This is a genomic window from Tigheibacillus halophilus, from assembly GCF_042683165.1.
Lineage (GTDB): Bacteria > Bacillota > Bacilli > Bacillales > Amphibacillaceae > Tigheibacillus > Tigheibacillus halophilus.
Window position 1 is genome coordinate 405,380 of the sequence record NZ_JBHUIZ010000012.1, and the last position, 17,939, is coordinate 423,318.

Genomic DNA, 17,939 nt, shown 5'->3' on the forward strand with positions numbered 1-17,939 from the left:
ATTAGGCCTGTTTATACTGAAGGTATCATGGAGGACGGAGGGAGGTATGCAAAATGAAGAAAAAAATCATGCTAGTCGCTGCTGCAGTGATCATTGTTGCTGCGGGCGGGTGGGGAGTCTATCATTCCAATGCCTCCCAGGCTGAGCCGAAATTATCACCATCCGATATTAAACAAATTGTTCAAGATCAATATCCGGGTGAAATCATGGAACTCGATTTAGATAAGGATTTCAGCAAGGCAGTTTATACTGTGGCCATTGAAGGTGAAAAGAAAATCTATGAGCTGAAAATGGATGGCAATACTGGAGAAGTTCTAAAACTGAAAGAAATGCTGCAAATTCCTGAGGCTGCCAAAAGCAAAGAGGATGAGGCCAAATCATTGGGCATCAATGAAAAGAAAGAGGAGCCACAAGAAGAGGAGCAGACAAAAAAAGAAAAAAAGAACGATCAGACTTCGAACTCCGACAGCAAATCTGAATCGGAAACAGAGCAAAAGCAATCAGGGCATGACGATAACAGCAAGTATGCGGAAAAACATGCAAATAATTCGTCAAAGCACAAACAAAAAACAGTCATTTCGGCTGAAGAGGCTTCCAGAATTGCGTTGAATCAATTTTCGGGAACGATCACAGAATTGGAATTGGATGAAGATGACGGCCGATATATTTACGAAATTGAGATTGAAGACGGCAATGACAGGGAAGCAGAATTTGAAATCGATGCGATGACTGGCAAAACGATTTCCATCGAGATCGACGATGATTGAGAGAAGCCATGAGCGGGAGTGTTCATGGCTCTTTGATTTTAGTTGCCTGCATTGACCTTTGCATCATTCAGCCGGCAGAATACAATCTGCTTATAGGGGGGCTTAGCGTTGAAACAAGATGTTTGGTTACGCATGACAGACGGGCACGAAGTTTTTGTGAACCATTGGTATGACGAAAAAAATCAACCGAAAGCTGTGCTGCAAATTGCGCATGGTATGGCGGAGCATAGCCAACGTTATGAAGGTTTCGCTGAGTTTCTTGTCAATAAAGGGGTTTATGTCGTTGCCAACGACCACCGTGGCCACGGAAGAACTGGTGAAAACAGTGGTGCATTAGGATTTTTTGCGGAGGAATACGGGTTTGAAAAAGTAGTGGATGACTTGAAAGAAGTCAATCTGTTTATTCACGAGGTGTATCCGGGCGTACCAGTTTTCATGATGGGGCATAGCATGGGTTCCTTTCTGGTCCGTCGTTTTATACAATGTTATCATGGTGATATTTCTGGTGTAGTCATATCAGGTACAGGTGGCAGTCTCGGATTATTAGGCAAAGTCGGGAAGCTGATAGCCAAAACGCAAATTTGGACGCGCGGAAAACGGACGGAAAGTCCATTAATGAATAAGCTCTCCTTTGGGAATTATAATCAAGCGATTCCTGATGTACAGACCGATTTCGATTGGCTGACCAAAGATCAGGACGAGGTAAAGAAGTATATGGAAGATCCATATTGCGGCTTTATCAGTACCTCAGGTTTTTTCTATGATTTGTTGTCAGGGATAGAGGCGTTACATCAAGCTGATGCGATGCAAAGAATAGAAAAAGACTTGCCTTTTTTGTTTATCAGTGGAGATCGTGACCCTGTAGGAAATCATACGAAAGGCGTTCTCAAGGTCATTAAGCAATATAAAAAAATAGGAATTCGCCATATAACCTCCATTTTTTATAAGGATGGCCGCCATGAAATGCTTCATGAGTGGAATCGTGAGGAAGTGATGGCAGATATCGAAAACTGGCTGGATAAATTGCTGAATTGAACATTTTATACAAAGACATTCCCCCTTTTTTAGGGAGGTGATGTCTTTTTATTTGGTTGCGGCTTCAAAGTGAAAGTCCATGAAATGACGGTTGTAATGAAAAAGTAAAAAATTGTCTTGAAAATATCTGTGTACATTGTTAAATTTAATGTAGAGTTTTGAAAAATAATGTTGAAATTTGTCTGGGAGACTCAGCGTTCGGGAAATGGGAGCGAATGCTCGGTTGATCTTATGCAGGAGGAAAAGAATCAAAGATTTTTTACTTTTCTTACTGCCAAAATGGAGACGGGGAAAGGGAAGCTGAACATAGATGATTGAGTTCAAAAATGTATCTAAAGTGTACCCCAATGGGACAAAAGGTCTGAATAATGTCAATCTTAAACTGGACAAAGGAGACTTTGTAGTTATTGTCGGCTTGTCGGGTGCAGGGAAATCTACGCTGCTTAGATCCATCAATAGATTGCATGAGATTACAGAAGGGGAAATTTTGATTGACGACAAGTCAATAACTGCTGCTAAAGGAAAAGATTTACTTCGCATCCGCAGGGATATCGGCATGATATTCCAGAATTTCAACCTGGTAAAGCGTTCTTCCGTTCTGCGTAATGTACTGTCAGGGCGTGTTGGGTACCACTCGACAATCCGTACGCTTTTAGGTTTGTTTCCAAAACATGACGTCGCACTGGCGATGGATGCGTTGAACCGTGTGAACATCCAGGAAAAGGCTTACTCAAGAGCGGATGAATTGTCAGGAGGACAGCAGCAGCGTGTGTCGATTGCCCGTGCATTGGCCCAGGAGGCAAAAATCATTCTGGCAGACGAACCGGTTGCTTCCTTGGATCCGCTTACAACAAAACAAGTGATGAATGATTTGAAGCGTATTAACCAAGAGTTGGGTATTACTACCGTTGTCAATTTGCACTTTGTTGACTTGGCCAGAGAATATGCAACAAGAATTATCGGCATCCGGGCGGGAGAAATAGTCTTTGATGGTCCGGTTGAAGAAGCGACAGATGAAGTGTTTTCAAGTATCTATGGCCGGGAAATCAAAAAAGATGAAATGCTGGGGGAGACTGACTGATGAAAGCCATGACTAAAAGACGGACGGCTAAAATCAAAACCCTGTCAACCATCGTTTTGATTTTAGCTATCATTTGGGCCAGTGCCTGGCAGACTGGAGTGTCCTTGCGTGATTTAAAGGACGGTCTTCCGAATATGGCCACATTGCTTGATGAAATGTTCCCGCCGGATTGGTCCTACTTTAAATATGTCACAGAGCCCATGTTGGACACGATTCGCATGGCGGTACTAGGTACAACGTTTGGCGGTATTGTGGCTATCCCGTTTGCGTTGTTTTCAGCCAGTAATGTGGTGAAAATACCTGTAGTGTACCAGATTGCCAGATTCATCATGAATCTGATCCGTACAATTCCTGAACTGCTGCTGGCAGCTTTATTCGTGCCAATTTTCGGTATTGGTGAGATTCCAGGTATTTTCGCTATTTCTGTATTCGCATTCGGTATTATTGCTAAGCTGCTCTATGAAGCTATCGAGGCTATCGACCCTGGCCCACTTGAAGCTATGACGGCAGTAGGAGCAAATAAGATTCAATGGATTTTCTTTGGCGTTGTTCCGCAAACTGTCGCCCATTTCATGTCTTATTTCTTATACAGTTTTGAAATCAATATCCGTGCCGCAGCTGTACTTGGCTATGTTGGTGCGGGAGGCATCGGGTTATATTTGAATAATGCTTTGAGTTATTTCCAATATGATCGCGTGATGACGATTATCATTTATACATTTGTTGTCGTATTGGTTGTCGATACGATCAGCAATAGAATACGGGAGAAATTGATATGAGTGAGATGATCATGAAACCAAAGAAAAAACGTATAAAAAAATGGGCTGTCGTCGTTATTGTCGTTGCTATCTATGTATGGGCCTTCGCGGGGATGCCGGCATTCAACTTCAAGGAATCTGCCTGGCTCACAATGAAGGGAATTGCCAGCGGTTTCCTCCATCCTGACTGGGGATATATATATGATCCTGCTGGAGAGGATTTACTGCGCGCGTTGCTGGAAACATTGGGAATTGCTGTGCTGGGTACATTCATTTCAGCTATTTTATGTATACCTTTCGCTTTCTGGGCCGCAAGAAACATGTCAAAGCATCGCTGGATTTCTTCCAGCGGGAAATTCATCCTTAGTGCCATCAGGGTATTTCCAGAGTTGATTTTGGCATTGCTGTTCATCAAGGCTGTCGGTTTGGGACCTTTTGCAGGTATTCTGGCGCTGGGGCTGCACTCAATCGGTATGCTGGGCAAACTGATTGCTGAAGCGATTGAGAACCTTGAATTCGGTGCTGCTGAAGCACTTACAGCATCTGGAGCAAATAAAATCCAAACATTATGGTTTGCAGTCATTCCGGAAGTGCTGCCTGCATTCATGTCCTACACCCTCTATCGTTTCGAAATCAGTGTCCGTGCTGCGGCGATTCTGGGGATTGTCGGTGCGGGCGGTATCGGTGCACCACTTATTTTCGCTTTGAATGGACATTCATGGGATCGTGTCGGTATCATTTTGATAGGGATTGTCGTCATGGTAACCATCATTGATATCATATCCAGTTCGATCAGAAAACGCTTGGTTTGAATCAGTGAGAGGTGCAGTGCTTGTGTACTGCGCCTTTTTTTGTGGAGATATTTAAACAACTCATTCGCGAAAAATCATGCTGCTTCCAAGACTGTTACAAACAAGTCATGCAGTTTGTTACAGAAGAGGAAAGTGGAAATTAACACAATAAATACGAAAGAATGCTATGTTCAGGCAAAAAATAGAAGGTTGAGCAAAGGTAAACTGTTAGATTAGAAATAGAGTAAGCTCCTGATACGCTAAGTGGAGGGACCGACGATTTACTGGTGATCTGTTAATCCCAGCAACGCTGGGATACCACTTCTTGAGATATTAAAATTCAGCAGAAAAAAGCCTGTCTCATTTAAGGACAGGCTTTACAATTATTGGCCGATCTTATTAATTTCATCACTGTACTCACGTACGGTATCGAAGTTGGAATCCTTGGATTTTTTATATCCGACATGTGTATAAATGTCGTGAATGATCTTTTGTCCTTTAGGATCTTCCCCGATTTTAATGAATGCATCAGCAATTTTTTCTTTCCATTTCTTATCCATGTCAGGACGAACGCTGACTGTGTCATTTGGGATTTTTGCAGTTTGGTACATATAATGTGTCTTATCGAAAATATCCGGGATATCATTTTTTAAGATATTGCGTGCATCAACGAATACGGATGCTGCATCGACATCGCCGTCAAGTACAGCTTGTACCCCTTTGTCATGCCCCTGCAATTGGACGCCTTCTACATCTTTTTGAGGGTTGATGCCTTTTTTATTCATTTCAACAGCAGCCCATACATATCCTGCAGATGAAGTAGGCCCTTGCCAGCCGATTTTTTTCCCTTTTAAATCTTCCAGCTTTTCAATGCCTGAATCATTTTTTACCAGTAAGCCTGCATAATAGTACTCTACTTTTTCATCAGTGTCTTCGCCTGTTTTAGGGTCTACACCGTAGCGAAGGGCTTGTAGCAATACATCCGCATAGCCTTTGTTATGTGCAAGCACATAATCTGTTGGAGGAAGGAAACCAAGATCCAGTTGTTTGGAACCCATTGCTTCGACCACACCATTGTAATCCGTGGTCACCTTGACCTCTACTGGAATATCCAATTCCTTGGAAAGAAGATCTGCTAAAGGTTTCGCACGTGCTTCCAAAGTTTCTGCGTTTTGGGAGGGTACAAAGCCGATTTTCAATTCTTTTGGCTTGTAGGCTTCGTCTGTATCTTTCTTTTTGTCACCGCTTCCACATGCGGCGAGAAGCCCTGCAATCAAAACCATCATAATCAACCCGGTTGCAAACTTTTTGAACATAATTGACCTCCAAATAAATTGATTTTGTATATTGCATTATTATGATATAACATAATAGACAAGAAAGAAACATAATTTTTTAAGTATCAACAAAAATTTACATAAAAGATAGGATGCCATTTATCCATTTATTGTATTTATTTGTAAACCCTGAAAATGTACAAGGAGTGTGCCAATTTGGAAAAAGTGCAACTGACAATTTTAGAGACAAGTGATGTTCACGGCAATATCTATCCAATTCAATATGGAACTAATGAACCGGATGATGTTGGTCTGGGTAAAATTGCAACGCTGATCAAACAGGAAAGAAATGAAAATGAACATACGATATTGGTTGAAAATGGTGATCTGATTCAAGGAACCCCATTGACCTATCACTTCGCCCGTCAGCAAAGTGATCAGGCGAACCCCATGACAATATTGACCAATGCGTTACACTATGATGCAGGGGTGTTCGGTAATCATGAATTCAATTATGGTCAGACGCTCCTGAATCAAGCTGTGGAAGAGTCTGCGTATCCTTGGCTTTCTGCAAATATTTTAAATGAAAATCAAGAGCCTTTTTTTGGTAAGCCTTATATCATCAAAGAGATAGTACCTGAGCTAAGAGTGGCAGTTCTTGGACTGACAACTCCCTATATCCCAAACTGGGAACAGCCCGAACACATTAAAGGAATGATATTTGAAGATGCTGTAGTATCTGCGCAAAAATGGGTTCCTTACCTCAAAAATGAAGAAAACGCCGACATTGTGATTGTCGCTTATCATGGGGGATTCGAGCGCGATTTGGACTCAGGTGAACCGACAGAAACATTGACTGGTGAAAATCAGGGATATCAGCTGTGTATGGAAGTGGATGGGATCGATGTGTTGCTGACAGGACATCAGCATAGACAGATTTTCGGAAAATCAGTCAACGGTGTCATTGTGGTGCAGCCCGGCAATAATGGGATCGCTCTTGGGAAAGTGACATTAGAATTGGAAAAAAGATCAACAAACTGGGTGTGCACAAAAAAGCGATCAGAACTTTTATCGACATCGGGTGTGCCAGCCGATGAGGACATGCTGCAAAAGACACTGGACTATGAAAAGGCGACACAAACCTGGTTGGACCAGCCTATTGGAAAAATCAACGGGGATATGCTCGTCCATGATCCGATGGAGATCAGGACAGCAGATAATCCACTGATCGAATTTATTAACCGTGTACAAATGGATGCAGCTGGGGTCGATATTTCTAATACGGCACTGTTTGATAACAAAGCAAAAGGGTTTCCAAAGAACGTCACGATGCGTGATGTCGTTTCCAACTATATTTATCCCAATACACTGAAAGTAATTCGAATCAGCGGTAAAGATATGAAAGCGGCATTGGAAAGATCGGCTGCGTATTTTCAAGCAGATGAGGATGGCGGAGTTAAAGTGAATCCGGCATTTTCCACCCCCAAACCACAGCATTATAATTATGATATGTGGGAAGGTATCGACTATTTGATCGATATTACTCAACCAGAAGGAAAGAGAGTCGTCAAATTACAATACCATGACGAACCGGTGGAAGACGAGGAACAATATGATGTCGTGATGAACAATTATCGTTCCGGGGGTGGCGGTGAATATCCGATGTATAAAGGGAAACCAGTCATCAAAGATATACCTGTAGATGTATCCGAATTGATCGCAAATTATATTTTAAAACATCAAACAATTGAGCCTGCGCTCAATCATAATTGGAAAGTGATACGTGGTTAGTATCGCAGGCCTTCTGCCGGCAGTCAGCGGACAGAGGGCATTTTTTTATCCTTTTCATACAGGTCCCGCTAATTCATACGTGAAAATGGAGGAGAAACAGTCTGTAAGTACAATAAAGGAATATAGAAAGAATTAAGATTGCATTTCTTCATCTTCCTTAAATAATTGTGGCAATGCCGCCTGCAAGCCAGGAAAACGCACATTGGTCTTCTGCGGAAGTCCTTCATGGACGCATACACAACATCGATTTTATTTGCATATCCTGCTATAGAAGAGAAGGAGGGTGTGGTGAGCGTGCAATATCATCATTTAAAACCAGATTCCCCATTCAAACATGGCTATCCTTACGATAACGGTCTGTCAGAACTTGGGCAGCAATCATACGGTGCGCCCATGGCGGCATCGTCGTTTAGTATGAAAAAGAATTCGCTGCAACAGCCTGATATGGCCGGTTCATCACCGGCTATGCATTCTTCAAATTTTTACAACACTCCCAGTGATGCATATACACAGCATGATTACACCGGACAGCAAAACAAGGATGTGCCTTATTTGCATCCGGAGCTGCCAGATGATCCACAGCATCATGAACAGTTACGATATCCCGGTTATTTTCAGGAGCCCCAGCGTGCTGCATATCCGGAGTTTCCACCATATGTATCAGAGCAGCCTTATCCTGGTCAGCAGCAGTCATATCAGCCATATCCGCAACAGACCAATGATCCAGCACCAGAGGGAACAGCATATTCCACCGCATACCCATCTGACATGACGCCGTTTCAACAATTTGATTTCCCTCAACAAAGTCCACCCTGGCCAACGCAGATGAACCCGCAGCAGCCAATGAAACATGGTGGTGTCATGGGATATTTTCATGATGATAATGGGCAGCTGGATGTAGATAAAATGCTGTCGACTGTTGGTCATATGGCGAACACATTTCAGCAGCTGACACCAGTTGTAAAAGGATTGGGATCGCTTTTTTCCGCTTTTCGTAAATAAAACATCTGACAGTAATGGATGGTTTGCCAATAAATGAATAGTATCATTACGTGAAAACAGGGTAAATGTAAGAAGCGGTCGAAAAACGATGAACCGAATAAAAAAACAAGAAGGGATATTATGATTGGTTGTCTGGTAATCCATGGGTATACCGGAGGGCCGTATGAGCTGGAACCGTTAACCTCGTTTTTACAGGAACATACCAACTGGCATATCAAAGTCCCAGTCCTCCCGGGACATGGAAAAAAATTATCATTGGAAGACACTACTTATCAAGAATGGATCCAAGCTGCAGAGAATACGCTGTTGCAGCTGAAAGAGAAATATGAGCGAATTTATATTATCGGTTTTTCCATGGGTGGCATGATTGCGGCATACTTAGCCGGAAAGCATCATGTGGATAAACTCGTGCTATTGGCTACGGCAGGCAAGTATTTGTCATGGAAGCAAATCATGGTAGATTTGGCTGCATTGGTTGAGGATGGTTTCAAAGGAAATCTGAAGCGAAACAAGCTATATCTCCATTATCGAAAAAAATGGGGGGCTGTCCCCTTTAAGGCGAATCTGGAGTTCATGAAACTGGTCAAATTCACGAGGAAGCATTTGAAGGATGTGCATTCTCCCGTACTGATAGCCCAAGGCCATTGTGACAGTCTCGTACCTTACAAAACAGCTTATTTTTTGGAAAAGGAAATTTCTTCAAAGAAAAAGGAAATCGTCTTTTTTGATAAATCGAGGCATCTCATGTGCCTTGGCAGTGATAAGGATACATTGAATATGCTCGTATACCAGTTTTTAGAAAAGGAGGGGACAGCAACTGAAAGCCACTGATCCCCTTCTTTTATCTTTTTTTTGGTATAGCCAAGCTAGACTGCATTGTCAGAGTCAGCGAAAAAAGAAATGACCAGTGCCCCTTCGCCGCCATATGAGGAAATCAGCGGGCCTGTAGGCATGAGGAAGCCATCTTTGAAAGGATATCTGTTCATAATTTCACGCAAAACTGATTGGGCGCGTTCCTCATCATTGCCATGAGCAAGGGTGATGACCTTATCATCGAAGTTTTTGGCGTGGTCTCCAATTTGCTCGATAAATCGACGCAAAGCCTTTTTTTCACCACGAATTTTTTCAGTGACCTCAATCGTGCCTTCTTCACTGCCTCTCATCAGAAGCTTAATATTCAGCGTCTTTGCTATTGTGCCTTTCACTTTATCCAAACGGCCGCCTAAAATGAGGTTCTCCAAGGTTTTCAGCATGAACAAAGTCGTGGTCTGTTCCACCCGCTCACGCAGATGAGCGACGATTTGTTCAAATGATGCACTTTCTGAACCTATCTTCGCCGTCTCATGCAACAGAAGTGCCATACCGCATGAGGCGGTCTTTGTATTGATCACTTCAATTTTTCGGTCTGGTTGCTCCTCCAGAAGCATATCTTTGCCTGCAACCGCATTTTCATACGTGCTGCTCAACCCTTTTGACAAGCTCAGCATAATGATCGGCAATTCTGTGTCGACCGCTTTATATGCTTCATAAAAATCATGCGGACTGGGTGCTGAAGTATTCGGGATTTCTTTATTATCTTTTATTTTCTGATAGAAACTATCTAAGTCGATATTCTCATGGGTTTTGAACTGCCCATCAGAGAAATGCAAGTACAGCGGGACAATGTTGATATGCAATTTATCCAACATCTTTTGAGCAAGATCGGCCCCGCCATCCGTCATTATCTGGATTTTCATGAACACACCTGCTTTTTGGTTATTACCGTTAGTATAACAGCTAACCCTTAACAGCGATAGAAAAAAATTGACAATGCCACGACGATGCTGAGGAGAGCTTGCCAGAACTGCATCAATGTTTCCTGGAAATGGTCACTTTCGGTTTCCGCTTCGTACTCAAAATGAACAACATCAAACCGAAAATGACAATTGTTCCTCCAAGCCACTGGGCCCCAGTCACTTTTTCATGAAGGATGATATAAGCTAAGATGGTCGAGCCGACAGGTTCAAAAATGATCCCCATGGAAATTGTAGCTGTGCTAAGCCAGCGTATCGCCCAATTAAACAGTGTATGGCCTAAGAACGTCGGCACAATTGCGAGCAGTAAAAAAACCCACCAATGGTCCAGAGGATAGCCGAAAAAATCATTTTTTAGGACTATATTATAGATGATTAATGTGATGGAACTAATACTGTAGACTACAAATGTATAGGTCATCAAGGACAAACGCCTTCGGGTGCTCTGTCCGATCAGAAAATAAGCGGTGACGAATATCGCTCCGCCTAATGCCAATACATCGCCAAAAAAGGCCATACCACTTAGTCTGAAATCCCCCCAACTGATGATGACACTTCCAAAGAGAGCGATGATCATGCTGATGATAGCACCGTAGGAAAAATGTTCTTTGAAAAACAGATAGGTACCCAAAAAAGCAAATATCGGCTGTAATGACACAAGCACAACAGAACTGGCCACAGATGTATAATGTAATGACTCAAACCAAAGAATGAAATGAAAAGCCAAGAACACTCCGGAAATACTTGACATTATCCAATCTCTTTTACTGATGCTTTTAAGCTCATTCCTATATTTCAGTAATATGATCGGAGCCATAAGCAAAACGGCAAATAATAGCCTGTAGTTAGCAATGATTGCAGCAGGAGCCTGATCAGCAAGCTTCACGAGCACTGCCGATGTCGATACGGCAATCACCCCAATGACTACAGCTGCATATGGATTGAATGGTGGATGTCTCATGCTAGCACTTCCTTGAAATGGATTTCCACTGAATTTTTTAGATAAAATTAGATATTACCATCGTGTACATAAATTACCATGCCATAATAGAAATAATATAGCAACTAGTAGATATCATAAGCAATAATGTGTTATGATTAGTTGAATGATAATAAGCATGGAATTCAGAGGGTTTTATAACAACAGGCCTTCTTTTCACGCAGAACGTTTTGAATGAGCGCAACAGCCGTTCATCATCATGATCTATAGCAGGATATTTTCGGATACAACAGAAGAAAATGAAAAACGATAATAGCATGTTTTCACATACATTATAGATGATTGGGTTTGCTAAGGGCTTTTCCGCGAAATTGCTTCCGCTTTTCCACGCTTGCCAGCGCTGTCCAACATCTCAATTGAAATCGGCAGCGGCAACTGTCGTTCTTGTTTTTCATCCGTTTTGAATCATCCTCTTCCATACGGTTTCCATACTGCCGTTTCCGGAATCTGGTTTCTTGTCTGTACATGCCAACAGTTCTATTTGGCTGTTTTTGCTATGGATCTTTATGCAAAACAAGCTTGAAATCCTGATACATGCAAATCAATTACAACAAAGGAGTAGAAGATAAACGTGACAACTTTTAAAGAACTTGGTATTTCACAACCGATTATGCGCGCTTTGGAAAAAATGGGCTTTGAAGAGGCGACTCCAATACAGTCAGAAACGATTCCACTGGCATTGCAAGGTATGGACGTGATTGGACAGGCACAGACAGGTACAGGTAAAACAGCGGCATTCGGAATTCCGATACTGGAAAAAATCGATTCTAAGCAACGCGACATTCAGGCACTGATTGTTGCACCGACCAGAGAGTTGGCCATTCAGGTAGCTGAAGAAATCAACCGTTTAGCGAAATTCAAAGGTATTCGTGCCCTGCCTGTATATGGCGGGCAGCATATGGACAGACAAATCCGTTCTCTGAAAGAGAGACCGCAAATTGTCGTAGCAACACCGGGAAGATTACTTGATCATTTGCGCAGGAAAACCATACGTGTTGATAATGTGCAAACAGCGGTCTTGGATGAAGCGGATGAAATGCTGAATATGGGCTTCATTGATGATATTCGTGATATTTTGAAGAGTATTCCGGAAGAAAGGCAGACACTGCTTTTTTCCGCTACTATGCCAAAAGAAATTCGTGATATCGCGACACATCTCATGAAAGAACCAAAAGAAGTGAAAATCAAAGCAAAAGAACTGACAGTGGAAAATATTGTCCAATATTTCGTTGAGATTCCGGAAAAGTACAAGTTCGACACATTATCCAATCACTTGGATATCAATGACCCTGATTTGGCAATCGTGTTTGCGCGTACGAAAAAACGTGTTGATGAAGTCGCGGAAGGGCTGCAGGTAAGAGGCTTCCGTGCGGAAGGTATCCATGGCGACCTTACACAGGGCAAGAGAATGTCCGTCTTGAATAAATTCAAGCATGGGCGTGTAGATGTGCTTGTTGCAACGGATGTCGCGGCACGTGGTTTAGACATTTCCGGTGTGACCCATGTATACAACTTTGATATCCCACAAGATCCTGAGAGCTATGTCCATCGGATTGGACGTACGGGACGCGCTGGCCGCATGGGAGAAGCGATTTCCTTTATCACTCCAAGGGAAATGGCACATTTGAAATTGATCGAAAAAGTTACAAAGAGCAAAATGAAGCGTCTGATGCCGCCAAGCAACCAAGATGCATTGAAAGGGCAACAGCAAGCTTCGATGGAAAGAATCCTGAAAACCTTGGAAAATAGCGACCTGTCTGCATACCATGAAGCTGCTAATGACTTGCTGCAAGACCATGATTCCATAACCGTTATTGCAGCTGCATTGAAAATGCTGACAAAAGAACGCAAGGATGTTCCGGTCCACATTTCGTCGATTGCACCGGTATCTGTCAAGAAAGCACAGCATTCTAATGATAAACGTCGTTCTAACAATAAGCGTTATTATGGTAAGAGACAAAACAACAACTACAACCATAATCGTAAGCGTAAAGATAACTACCAACGCCGCTCACGAAATAAATAAACAGAATGCAAAAATCCGTATGTCTTCAGAGACATACGGATTTTTTTATAAAAAGCCAATTCTTCCGAGTAACCCGATCAATACAAGTATAGCTAAAATAATCCACAGCCAATTTTTTCGGATGTTCGCAGGCACTCGATGTTTCTTTTTCCAGCGATTCGGATCAAAACCGATGTCATTGCTGCTTTTGGATTCGTATGTCTTTTGGAAAAATGGCTGAGCGCGGTGCAGTACAATCGGTCCAAGCGCTGCTCCACCTATAAACCCGAAAATATGGGCTTGAATATTGATGTTAGGCTGCAGGAAGGTCATGATGAGGCCAATCACAAAAATGACCAGAATGATCTGTGCATTGGCACTATCGATCAAATCTTTCCGGAACATGACCATATACATATAGATGCCGAACAATCCAAAAATGGCACCTGACGCTCCAATAAAAACGACAAACGCAGTTGGATGGAAAGCATACGTTGCAATGTTTCCAACCATTCCAGCTATCAAGTAAGCGATGATGAACTTTGTTTTCCCCAGCATTTGCTCCAGTGCAGGCCCGAAAATCAATAGGGAAAAGGAATTGAATAGTGCGTGCATGAAATTTGCATGGAGGAAAATAGGTGTAATCAGCCGCCAATAATCTCCCTGGTGAATAAATAAATTCACTCCAGCACCATAATTGTATATCGTTTCTCCAAACGGCAGTCTGAGCAGATCAATGATAATCCACAATAGGAAATGGATAATGATCAAAGTTGCGACCACTGGATAGAATCGCATAAATTCTTTAATACTTTTTTCTGTACGAATAAACATGAATGAGTGACCCCCAGACAGGAAACAAGAGTATTATTGATTGTAATTCTATTTCATGTATAGTACATACATAATATGTTATGTTGTACACAACAAACCCTTATTTATCAATGGTTGAAGCATTATATTAAGGGTGGATATTTTGTAAATATAACAGAAATATAACATAATATCTACAAAAGCATTTTTTCGAGGATATTTCCGTACATTTTTCTTAGATGGACAGGTGCATCCTTTATCATCTTTTTGGTGACATGCGTATAGATTTTCGTTGTTGTTTTATCGTTTTCGTGTCCAACCAGTTTCATGATGGTCGGCAGATCCACGCCGGCTTCCGTCAGCATACTAATATGTGTATGCCGGAACATATGCGGATAAGCATTCTTTTTTATGTTTGTTTTCTTTAAAATGCGTCTCATTCGGTTACGCATCGTGATCGTTAGAAAAGGATAACCGTTTTCGTGGGCAAATACAAAGTCTTTATCGTGATAATCAGGAATAAGCTTACGGTATTTCATTTTATGCTTATCATTATCATGCACGACTTTTTTTAACATGTCCATAATAAACCTTTCTACAGGAATGACTCTAATGGATCCATATGTTTTCGGCGGCGTCAGTTCATAACCAGTGATACTGTTTGTTTCGCTATAGATCGTTTTATTGATGTCTATTTCGTCATTCTCAAACAGAAGGTCCTTTTTCTGCAATGCGCAAAGTTCGCCAGGACGCAAGCCGATGAATGCCATGGCAAAAAATCTTTCTTTATCATATTTTAATCCGTATTTAATTGTGGCAGTTAGAAATTCCTCCAATTCATCTCGATCAAAGTAAGTTTCCTCAATGTTTTCTTGTTTTATTTCCTCAACAGTTTTCCTCTTTTTGGGTATAACAACATCAGTGACTGGGTTTTCTTCAACCCACCTGTTCTTTTTGGCATACTTAAAAATCATATTTGCAGTACTGTTAGTACCTAACAAGGTGGATTGGGAATGTCCTTTCTTAAACATCTTATTTATTGTCGATTGGTACTCATCGTGTGTTATATCCATTATTGGCGTATCTTTAAGGTGTTCATTTAGATCTCTAATTTCGCGGCGCCGTTTTCGATATGTGCTTTTCTTCTTTCCATCCAGCGAATACACGTCATACCATTTTTGTGCAGCATCACCGAATGTGATACGTTTGCTTATTTTTCTATTTGTGCCAGCTGTTTGTCTTGCAATTTCATCACGAACCTTTGCCTTGGCTTCTTTTTGCGTTTTTCCACGTCTTACAATCTGATTCCTTTTGCCACTTGGTTTTGTTGGTCCATCATCTACACATTCCCATCGTGTTTTACCTGATTTTAATTCAATCTGTCTGCAATGCAAGGGTATTCACCATCCTTAGGTAGTAATTCAACGGGCAATTTCTTGTATCCCTCTAATAGCCCCACCACCTTTCCATCGATCATTTTGATTTTAGAGAATACTGGAACCTCTTTGAACTCAAATACTTGTTTTTTCATAAGTAGACCTCCTGTTATTTACCTATTAAACCAAATTACTGGTTGATTCATATGCCTGTTTCGATAGATTTCTAGTCTTCTGACCGCAAAATCATAATCTACATTAAAAATATTCATAATGTCTCTTATGGTGTAGTTAAATAATCTGTCTAGCATAAAAGTCGGTACGCAGAAATGATAAGCAAAATATTCGGCTTGATACTCTTGTAATTGCCGGAACAGCGGATGCATGTTTAACTGGTTGCCGCAGTGCCGGAGATAATGGCAAACTTCATGGGCGAACTCAATCCATTCTTGTACTTTGCTACCTTTTTTTAAGCTTACTTCATTATCAAGCCTAAACAATTTGTTCTCATCGTAAGTGATATTTACCCCTAATTTTTTTGCTATTAGTTTCATTTCCAAATCTGTAGGTTTTGTTATCCCTATTGACTTGAACAGTTTGTAAATGTAGTCCTCTAGATGCGAATACAAACTAATACCCCCTATGATTTAGAATGTATGTTCTATTTAGTTGTATAAGATAGGGCGTACAAATTAATGTACACCTTTCTATAAATTAAAAATCCTCATCGCCGTTACTTTCAACACCAATTGCTTTCACTTTTGCATGGTCTACTTCATTCTCTTTAACGGGTATAAAATCTTTTTCTTCTAGGCTTTTACTTGCGCCGGACTTAACGGTGTAGTCTACATCAATATAATCAATATCAGTCATTGCCCCTATAAATTTATCATTTTTATCGTAGAGACCAATTCCTACCATATAATCCAAATCTTTATCATTACTATTTTTCAATTTAAAAGTGACGTCTATCATTTCGGAAGAAGGTAAATCTTTTGGCGCATCTTCATCTTCGTATTTTTCTCCGTTCATCACATTTACCTTATCCACGTCCAACTTATTGAATGTGGTTTTGTCTGCTGGATCAGCGTCATAATCAATATCTACATGATCTAAATCTTTATACTTATCCTCATAATCAACAATCAAAGAAATATAGGCACTCGCATCCGGTTCTATGATGTAAGGAGAAACAAGTTGTCCGCCACCCTCGGATGCGTTTTCAACCCCAATTACATTATCATCCGAATCATATAAAGTTATTTCTGCATCTAGGACGCTTGCTGGGATATCACCGGTATTTCTTAACTCGGCATATACACCGACAGATTTCATGCTATAGCTGTTATTGAAGAATATTTTATGAATCTGATTTTCAGTTTCTACTGATACACTTTCTTTTTTCTTCTTTGAAACATTGCTCCCGTTAGATTCATCATTGGTTTCATTTTGTTTAGTTGTGGTATTACCACATGCTCCCAAAAAAACTAGTAAAATTGTAAAAATTAAAGCTAAGTATTTCTTCAAATAAAAACCCCCTAAATAGTAAAAAATAACTACTTTTTATTTATAAATAAAACGATCTTAAGAGATCGTATATTTATTTTTTTTGACTCATTTTAAATTTTATATACTCGTATACTTCTTTCATTTCCTGAGCGGTTAAAGATTCCATGTCCTTAAACATGAGGTCAATATCAGGAAAATCGGTGGCTATTTTATTTTTGTAGTAGTCCAGTTTGTTTTCTTCACTTGTTTCGTGACCCAATATGTAATCAGTTGAAACATCGAAAAAGTCTGCTATCGTTTTTAAAATTTCAAAGTCCGGCTGAGTGTTACTCAGTTCGTAACGAGCGTAAGTAGACCTATTAATGTTAAGTTCATCAGCTAACTGTTGCTGGGACATTTTTTTGCGCTCTCGTAATTTTTTTAGCCTATCTCCATACTGCATGCTCAGTTCCCCTATCTAATCGATTAACCTTATTATAGGTGAAAAATATGCACAATAAATAATTTGTGCAAAAAATTAACAATAAGTGTTGACAGTGATAAAAATGCACATTATAATAAGTGTAGAAATTGCACAAAGGGTGGTGAATATATGAAAAACGAAACATTGGTTCAACGTAGAAAACTGTTAGGGTATTCTCACCAGAATGTGGCAGACAAAGTTGGTATCGATCGCTCTTATTACACTAAAATAGAGAACGGATTGACCCCAAGTGTAAAAGTGGCCAAAAACTTAGGATACCATCTGGGCTTCGATTGGACCATTTTTTTTACAAATGATTGTGCAATTAATGCACGAGCCATCTAATCCAAGCTTTCTCGCATCCGAACATCAACATCTAAACGAGCAGAGCGTGCCATGATCTATCAGTTGCGATAGGGAGCAGCGCCAATAGGTCACGCGAAGAAGTTAGGTGCTGATGCTCGGGTGCGAAGCAAAA

At 40.9% G+C, this 17,939-nt stretch carries 19 protein-coding genes; 10 read left to right on the forward strand and 9 right to left on the reverse strand.

Annotated elements, in window-relative coordinates:
• Positions 1 to 53: 53 nt before the first annotated feature.
• The 5 genes from ACFSMW_RS13135 (at position 54) to phnE (ACFSMW_RS13155) (ending at position 4,453) form a co-directional block, all read left to right on the forward strand.
• Complete coding sequence (locus tag ACFSMW_RS13135) at positions 54 to 767, forward strand: PepSY domain-containing protein (protein ID WP_390356303.1); 714 nt, start codon at positions 54 to 56, stop codon at positions 765 to 767.
• A gap of 108 nt (positions 768 to 875) precedes the next feature.
• A complete protein-coding gene (locus tag ACFSMW_RS13140) occupies positions 876 to 1,802 on the forward strand; it encodes an alpha/beta fold hydrolase (RefSeq protein ID WP_390356305.1) in 927 nt (308 codons plus the stop codon).
• A 310-nt stretch (positions 1,803 to 2,112) separates the two neighbouring features.
• A complete protein-coding gene (phnC, locus tag ACFSMW_RS13145) occupies positions 2,113 to 2,883 on the forward strand; it encodes a phosphonate ABC transporter ATP-binding protein (RefSeq protein ID WP_390356307.1) in 771 nt (256 codons plus the stop codon).
• Complete coding sequence (phnE, locus tag ACFSMW_RS13150) at positions 2,883 to 3,662, forward strand: phosphonate ABC transporter, permease protein PhnE (protein WP_390356310.1); 780 nt, start codon at positions 2,883 to 2,885, stop codon at positions 3,660 to 3,662. Before phnC ends, phnE (ACFSMW_RS13150) begins: the two co-directional genes overlap by 1 nt.
• 5 nt (positions 3,663 to 3,667) lie before the next feature.
• Positions 3,668 to 4,453, forward strand: coding sequence for a phosphonate ABC transporter, permease protein PhnE (gene phnE / locus ACFSMW_RS13155; RefSeq protein ID WP_390356447.1), 786 nt, complete (start codon positions 3,668 to 3,670; stop codon positions 4,451 to 4,453).
• A gap of 362 nt (positions 4,454 to 4,815) precedes the next feature.
• On the opposite strand, the gene ACFSMW_RS13160 is transcribed toward phnE (ACFSMW_RS13155), so the two are convergent.
• Entirely contained in the window at positions 4,816 to 5,748 is a 933-nt protein-coding gene (locus tag ACFSMW_RS13160) for a phosphate/phosphite/phosphonate ABC transporter substrate-binding protein (protein ID WP_390356311.1), read from the reverse strand.
• Positions 5,749 to 5,904: 156 nt separating this feature from the next.
• On the opposite strand from ACFSMW_RS13160, the gene ACFSMW_RS13165 reads away from it, so the two are divergent.
• The 3 genes from ACFSMW_RS13165 (at position 5,905) to ACFSMW_RS13175 (ending at position 9,333) form a co-directional block, all read left to right on the forward strand.
• A complete protein-coding gene (locus tag ACFSMW_RS13165) occupies positions 5,905 to 7,500 on the forward strand; it encodes a bifunctional metallophosphatase/5'-nucleotidase (RefSeq protein ID WP_390356312.1) in 1,596 nt (531 codons plus the stop codon).
• Positions 7,501 to 7,725: 225 nt separating this feature from the next.
• Positions 7,726 to 8,502, forward strand: coding sequence for a YppG family protein (locus ACFSMW_RS13170; protein WP_390356313.1), 777 nt, complete (start codon positions 7,726 to 7,728; stop codon positions 8,500 to 8,502).
• Between the two features lie 120 nt (positions 8,503 to 8,622).
• Positions 8,623 to 9,333 (forward strand): alpha/beta hydrolase, encoded by a 711-nt coding sequence (locus tag ACFSMW_RS13175; protein ID WP_390356315.1) that lies wholly within the window; start codon positions 8,623 to 8,625, stop codon positions 9,331 to 9,333.
• Positions 9,334 to 9,368: 35 nt separating this feature from the next.
• Here ACFSMW_RS13175 and ACFSMW_RS13180 read toward each other — a convergent pair whose 3' ends face one another.
• Both ACFSMW_RS13180 and ACFSMW_RS13185 read right to left on the reverse strand, forming a co-directional pair.
• On the reverse strand, positions 9,369 to 10,238 hold the full coding sequence (locus tag ACFSMW_RS13180; RefSeq protein ID WP_390356317.1) for a DegV family protein: 870 nt from the start codon (positions 10,236 to 10,238) through the stop codon (positions 9,369 to 9,371).
• Between the two features lie 112 nt (positions 10,239 to 10,350).
• Positions 10,351 to 11,256 carry a DMT family transporter gene (locus ACFSMW_RS13185; protein ID WP_390356318.1) on the reverse strand — a complete coding sequence of 302 codons (906 nt, stop codon included), beginning with the start codon at positions 11,254 to 11,256 and terminating at the stop codon, positions 10,351 to 10,353.
• A gap of 610 nt (positions 11,257 to 11,866) precedes the next feature.
• On the opposite strand from ACFSMW_RS13185, the gene cshA reads away from it, so the two are divergent.
• Positions 11,867 to 13,321 (forward strand): degradosome RNA helicase CshA, encoded by a 1,455-nt coding sequence (gene cshA, locus ACFSMW_RS13190; RefSeq protein WP_390356320.1) that lies wholly within the window; start codon positions 11,867 to 11,869, stop codon positions 13,319 to 13,321.
• A 45-nt stretch (positions 13,322 to 13,366) separates the two neighbouring features.
• Here the strand turns inward: cshA and ACFSMW_RS13195 are convergent, their stop codons facing one another.
• The 6 genes from ACFSMW_RS13195 to ACFSMW_RS13220 all read right to left on the reverse strand — a co-directional run bounded on the left by ACFSMW_RS13195 (position 13,367) and on the right by ACFSMW_RS13220 (position 17,440).
• Complete coding sequence (locus tag ACFSMW_RS13195; RefSeq protein WP_390356321.1) at positions 13,367 to 14,134, reverse strand: rhomboid family intramembrane serine protease; 768 nt, start codon at positions 14,132 to 14,134, stop codon at positions 13,367 to 13,369.
• Positions 14,135 to 14,307: 173 nt separating this feature from the next.
• A complete protein-coding gene (locus ACFSMW_RS13200; protein WP_390356323.1) occupies positions 14,308 to 15,507 on the reverse strand; it encodes a tyrosine-type recombinase/integrase in 1,200 nt (399 codons plus the stop codon).
• Entirely contained in the window at positions 15,483 to 15,644 is a 162-nt protein-coding gene (locus ACFSMW_RS13205) for a hypothetical protein (protein ID WP_390356324.1), read from the reverse strand. Before ACFSMW_RS13205 ends, ACFSMW_RS13200 begins: the two co-directional genes overlap by 25 nt.
• An 18-nt stretch (positions 15,645 to 15,662) precedes the next feature.
• The gene (locus ACFSMW_RS13210; RefSeq protein WP_390356326.1) at positions 15,663 to 16,118 is read right to left on the reverse strand and encodes an ImmA/IrrE family metallo-endopeptidase; all 456 of its coding nucleotides are present in this window, start codon (positions 16,116 to 16,118) and stop codon (positions 15,663 to 15,665) included.
• Between the two features lie 85 nt (positions 16,119 to 16,203).
• A complete protein-coding gene (locus tag ACFSMW_RS13215; protein ID WP_390356327.1) occupies positions 16,204 to 17,016 on the reverse strand; it encodes a hypothetical protein in 813 nt (270 codons plus the stop codon).
• A gap of 73 nt (positions 17,017 to 17,089) precedes the next feature.
• Positions 17,090 to 17,440 carry a helix-turn-helix domain-containing protein gene (locus ACFSMW_RS13220; RefSeq protein WP_390356329.1) on the reverse strand — a complete coding sequence of 117 codons (351 nt, stop codon included), beginning with the start codon at positions 17,438 to 17,440 and terminating at the stop codon, positions 17,090 to 17,092.
• Positions 17,441 to 17,590: 150 nt separating this feature from the next.
• Between ACFSMW_RS13220 and ACFSMW_RS13225 the strand changes: the two genes are divergently transcribed.
• The gene (locus tag ACFSMW_RS13225) at positions 17,591 to 17,806 is read left to right on the forward strand and encodes a helix-turn-helix transcriptional regulator (RefSeq protein WP_390356331.1); all 216 of its coding nucleotides are present in this window, start codon (positions 17,591 to 17,593) and stop codon (positions 17,804 to 17,806) included.
• Positions 17,807 to 17,939 lie beyond the last annotated feature (133 nt).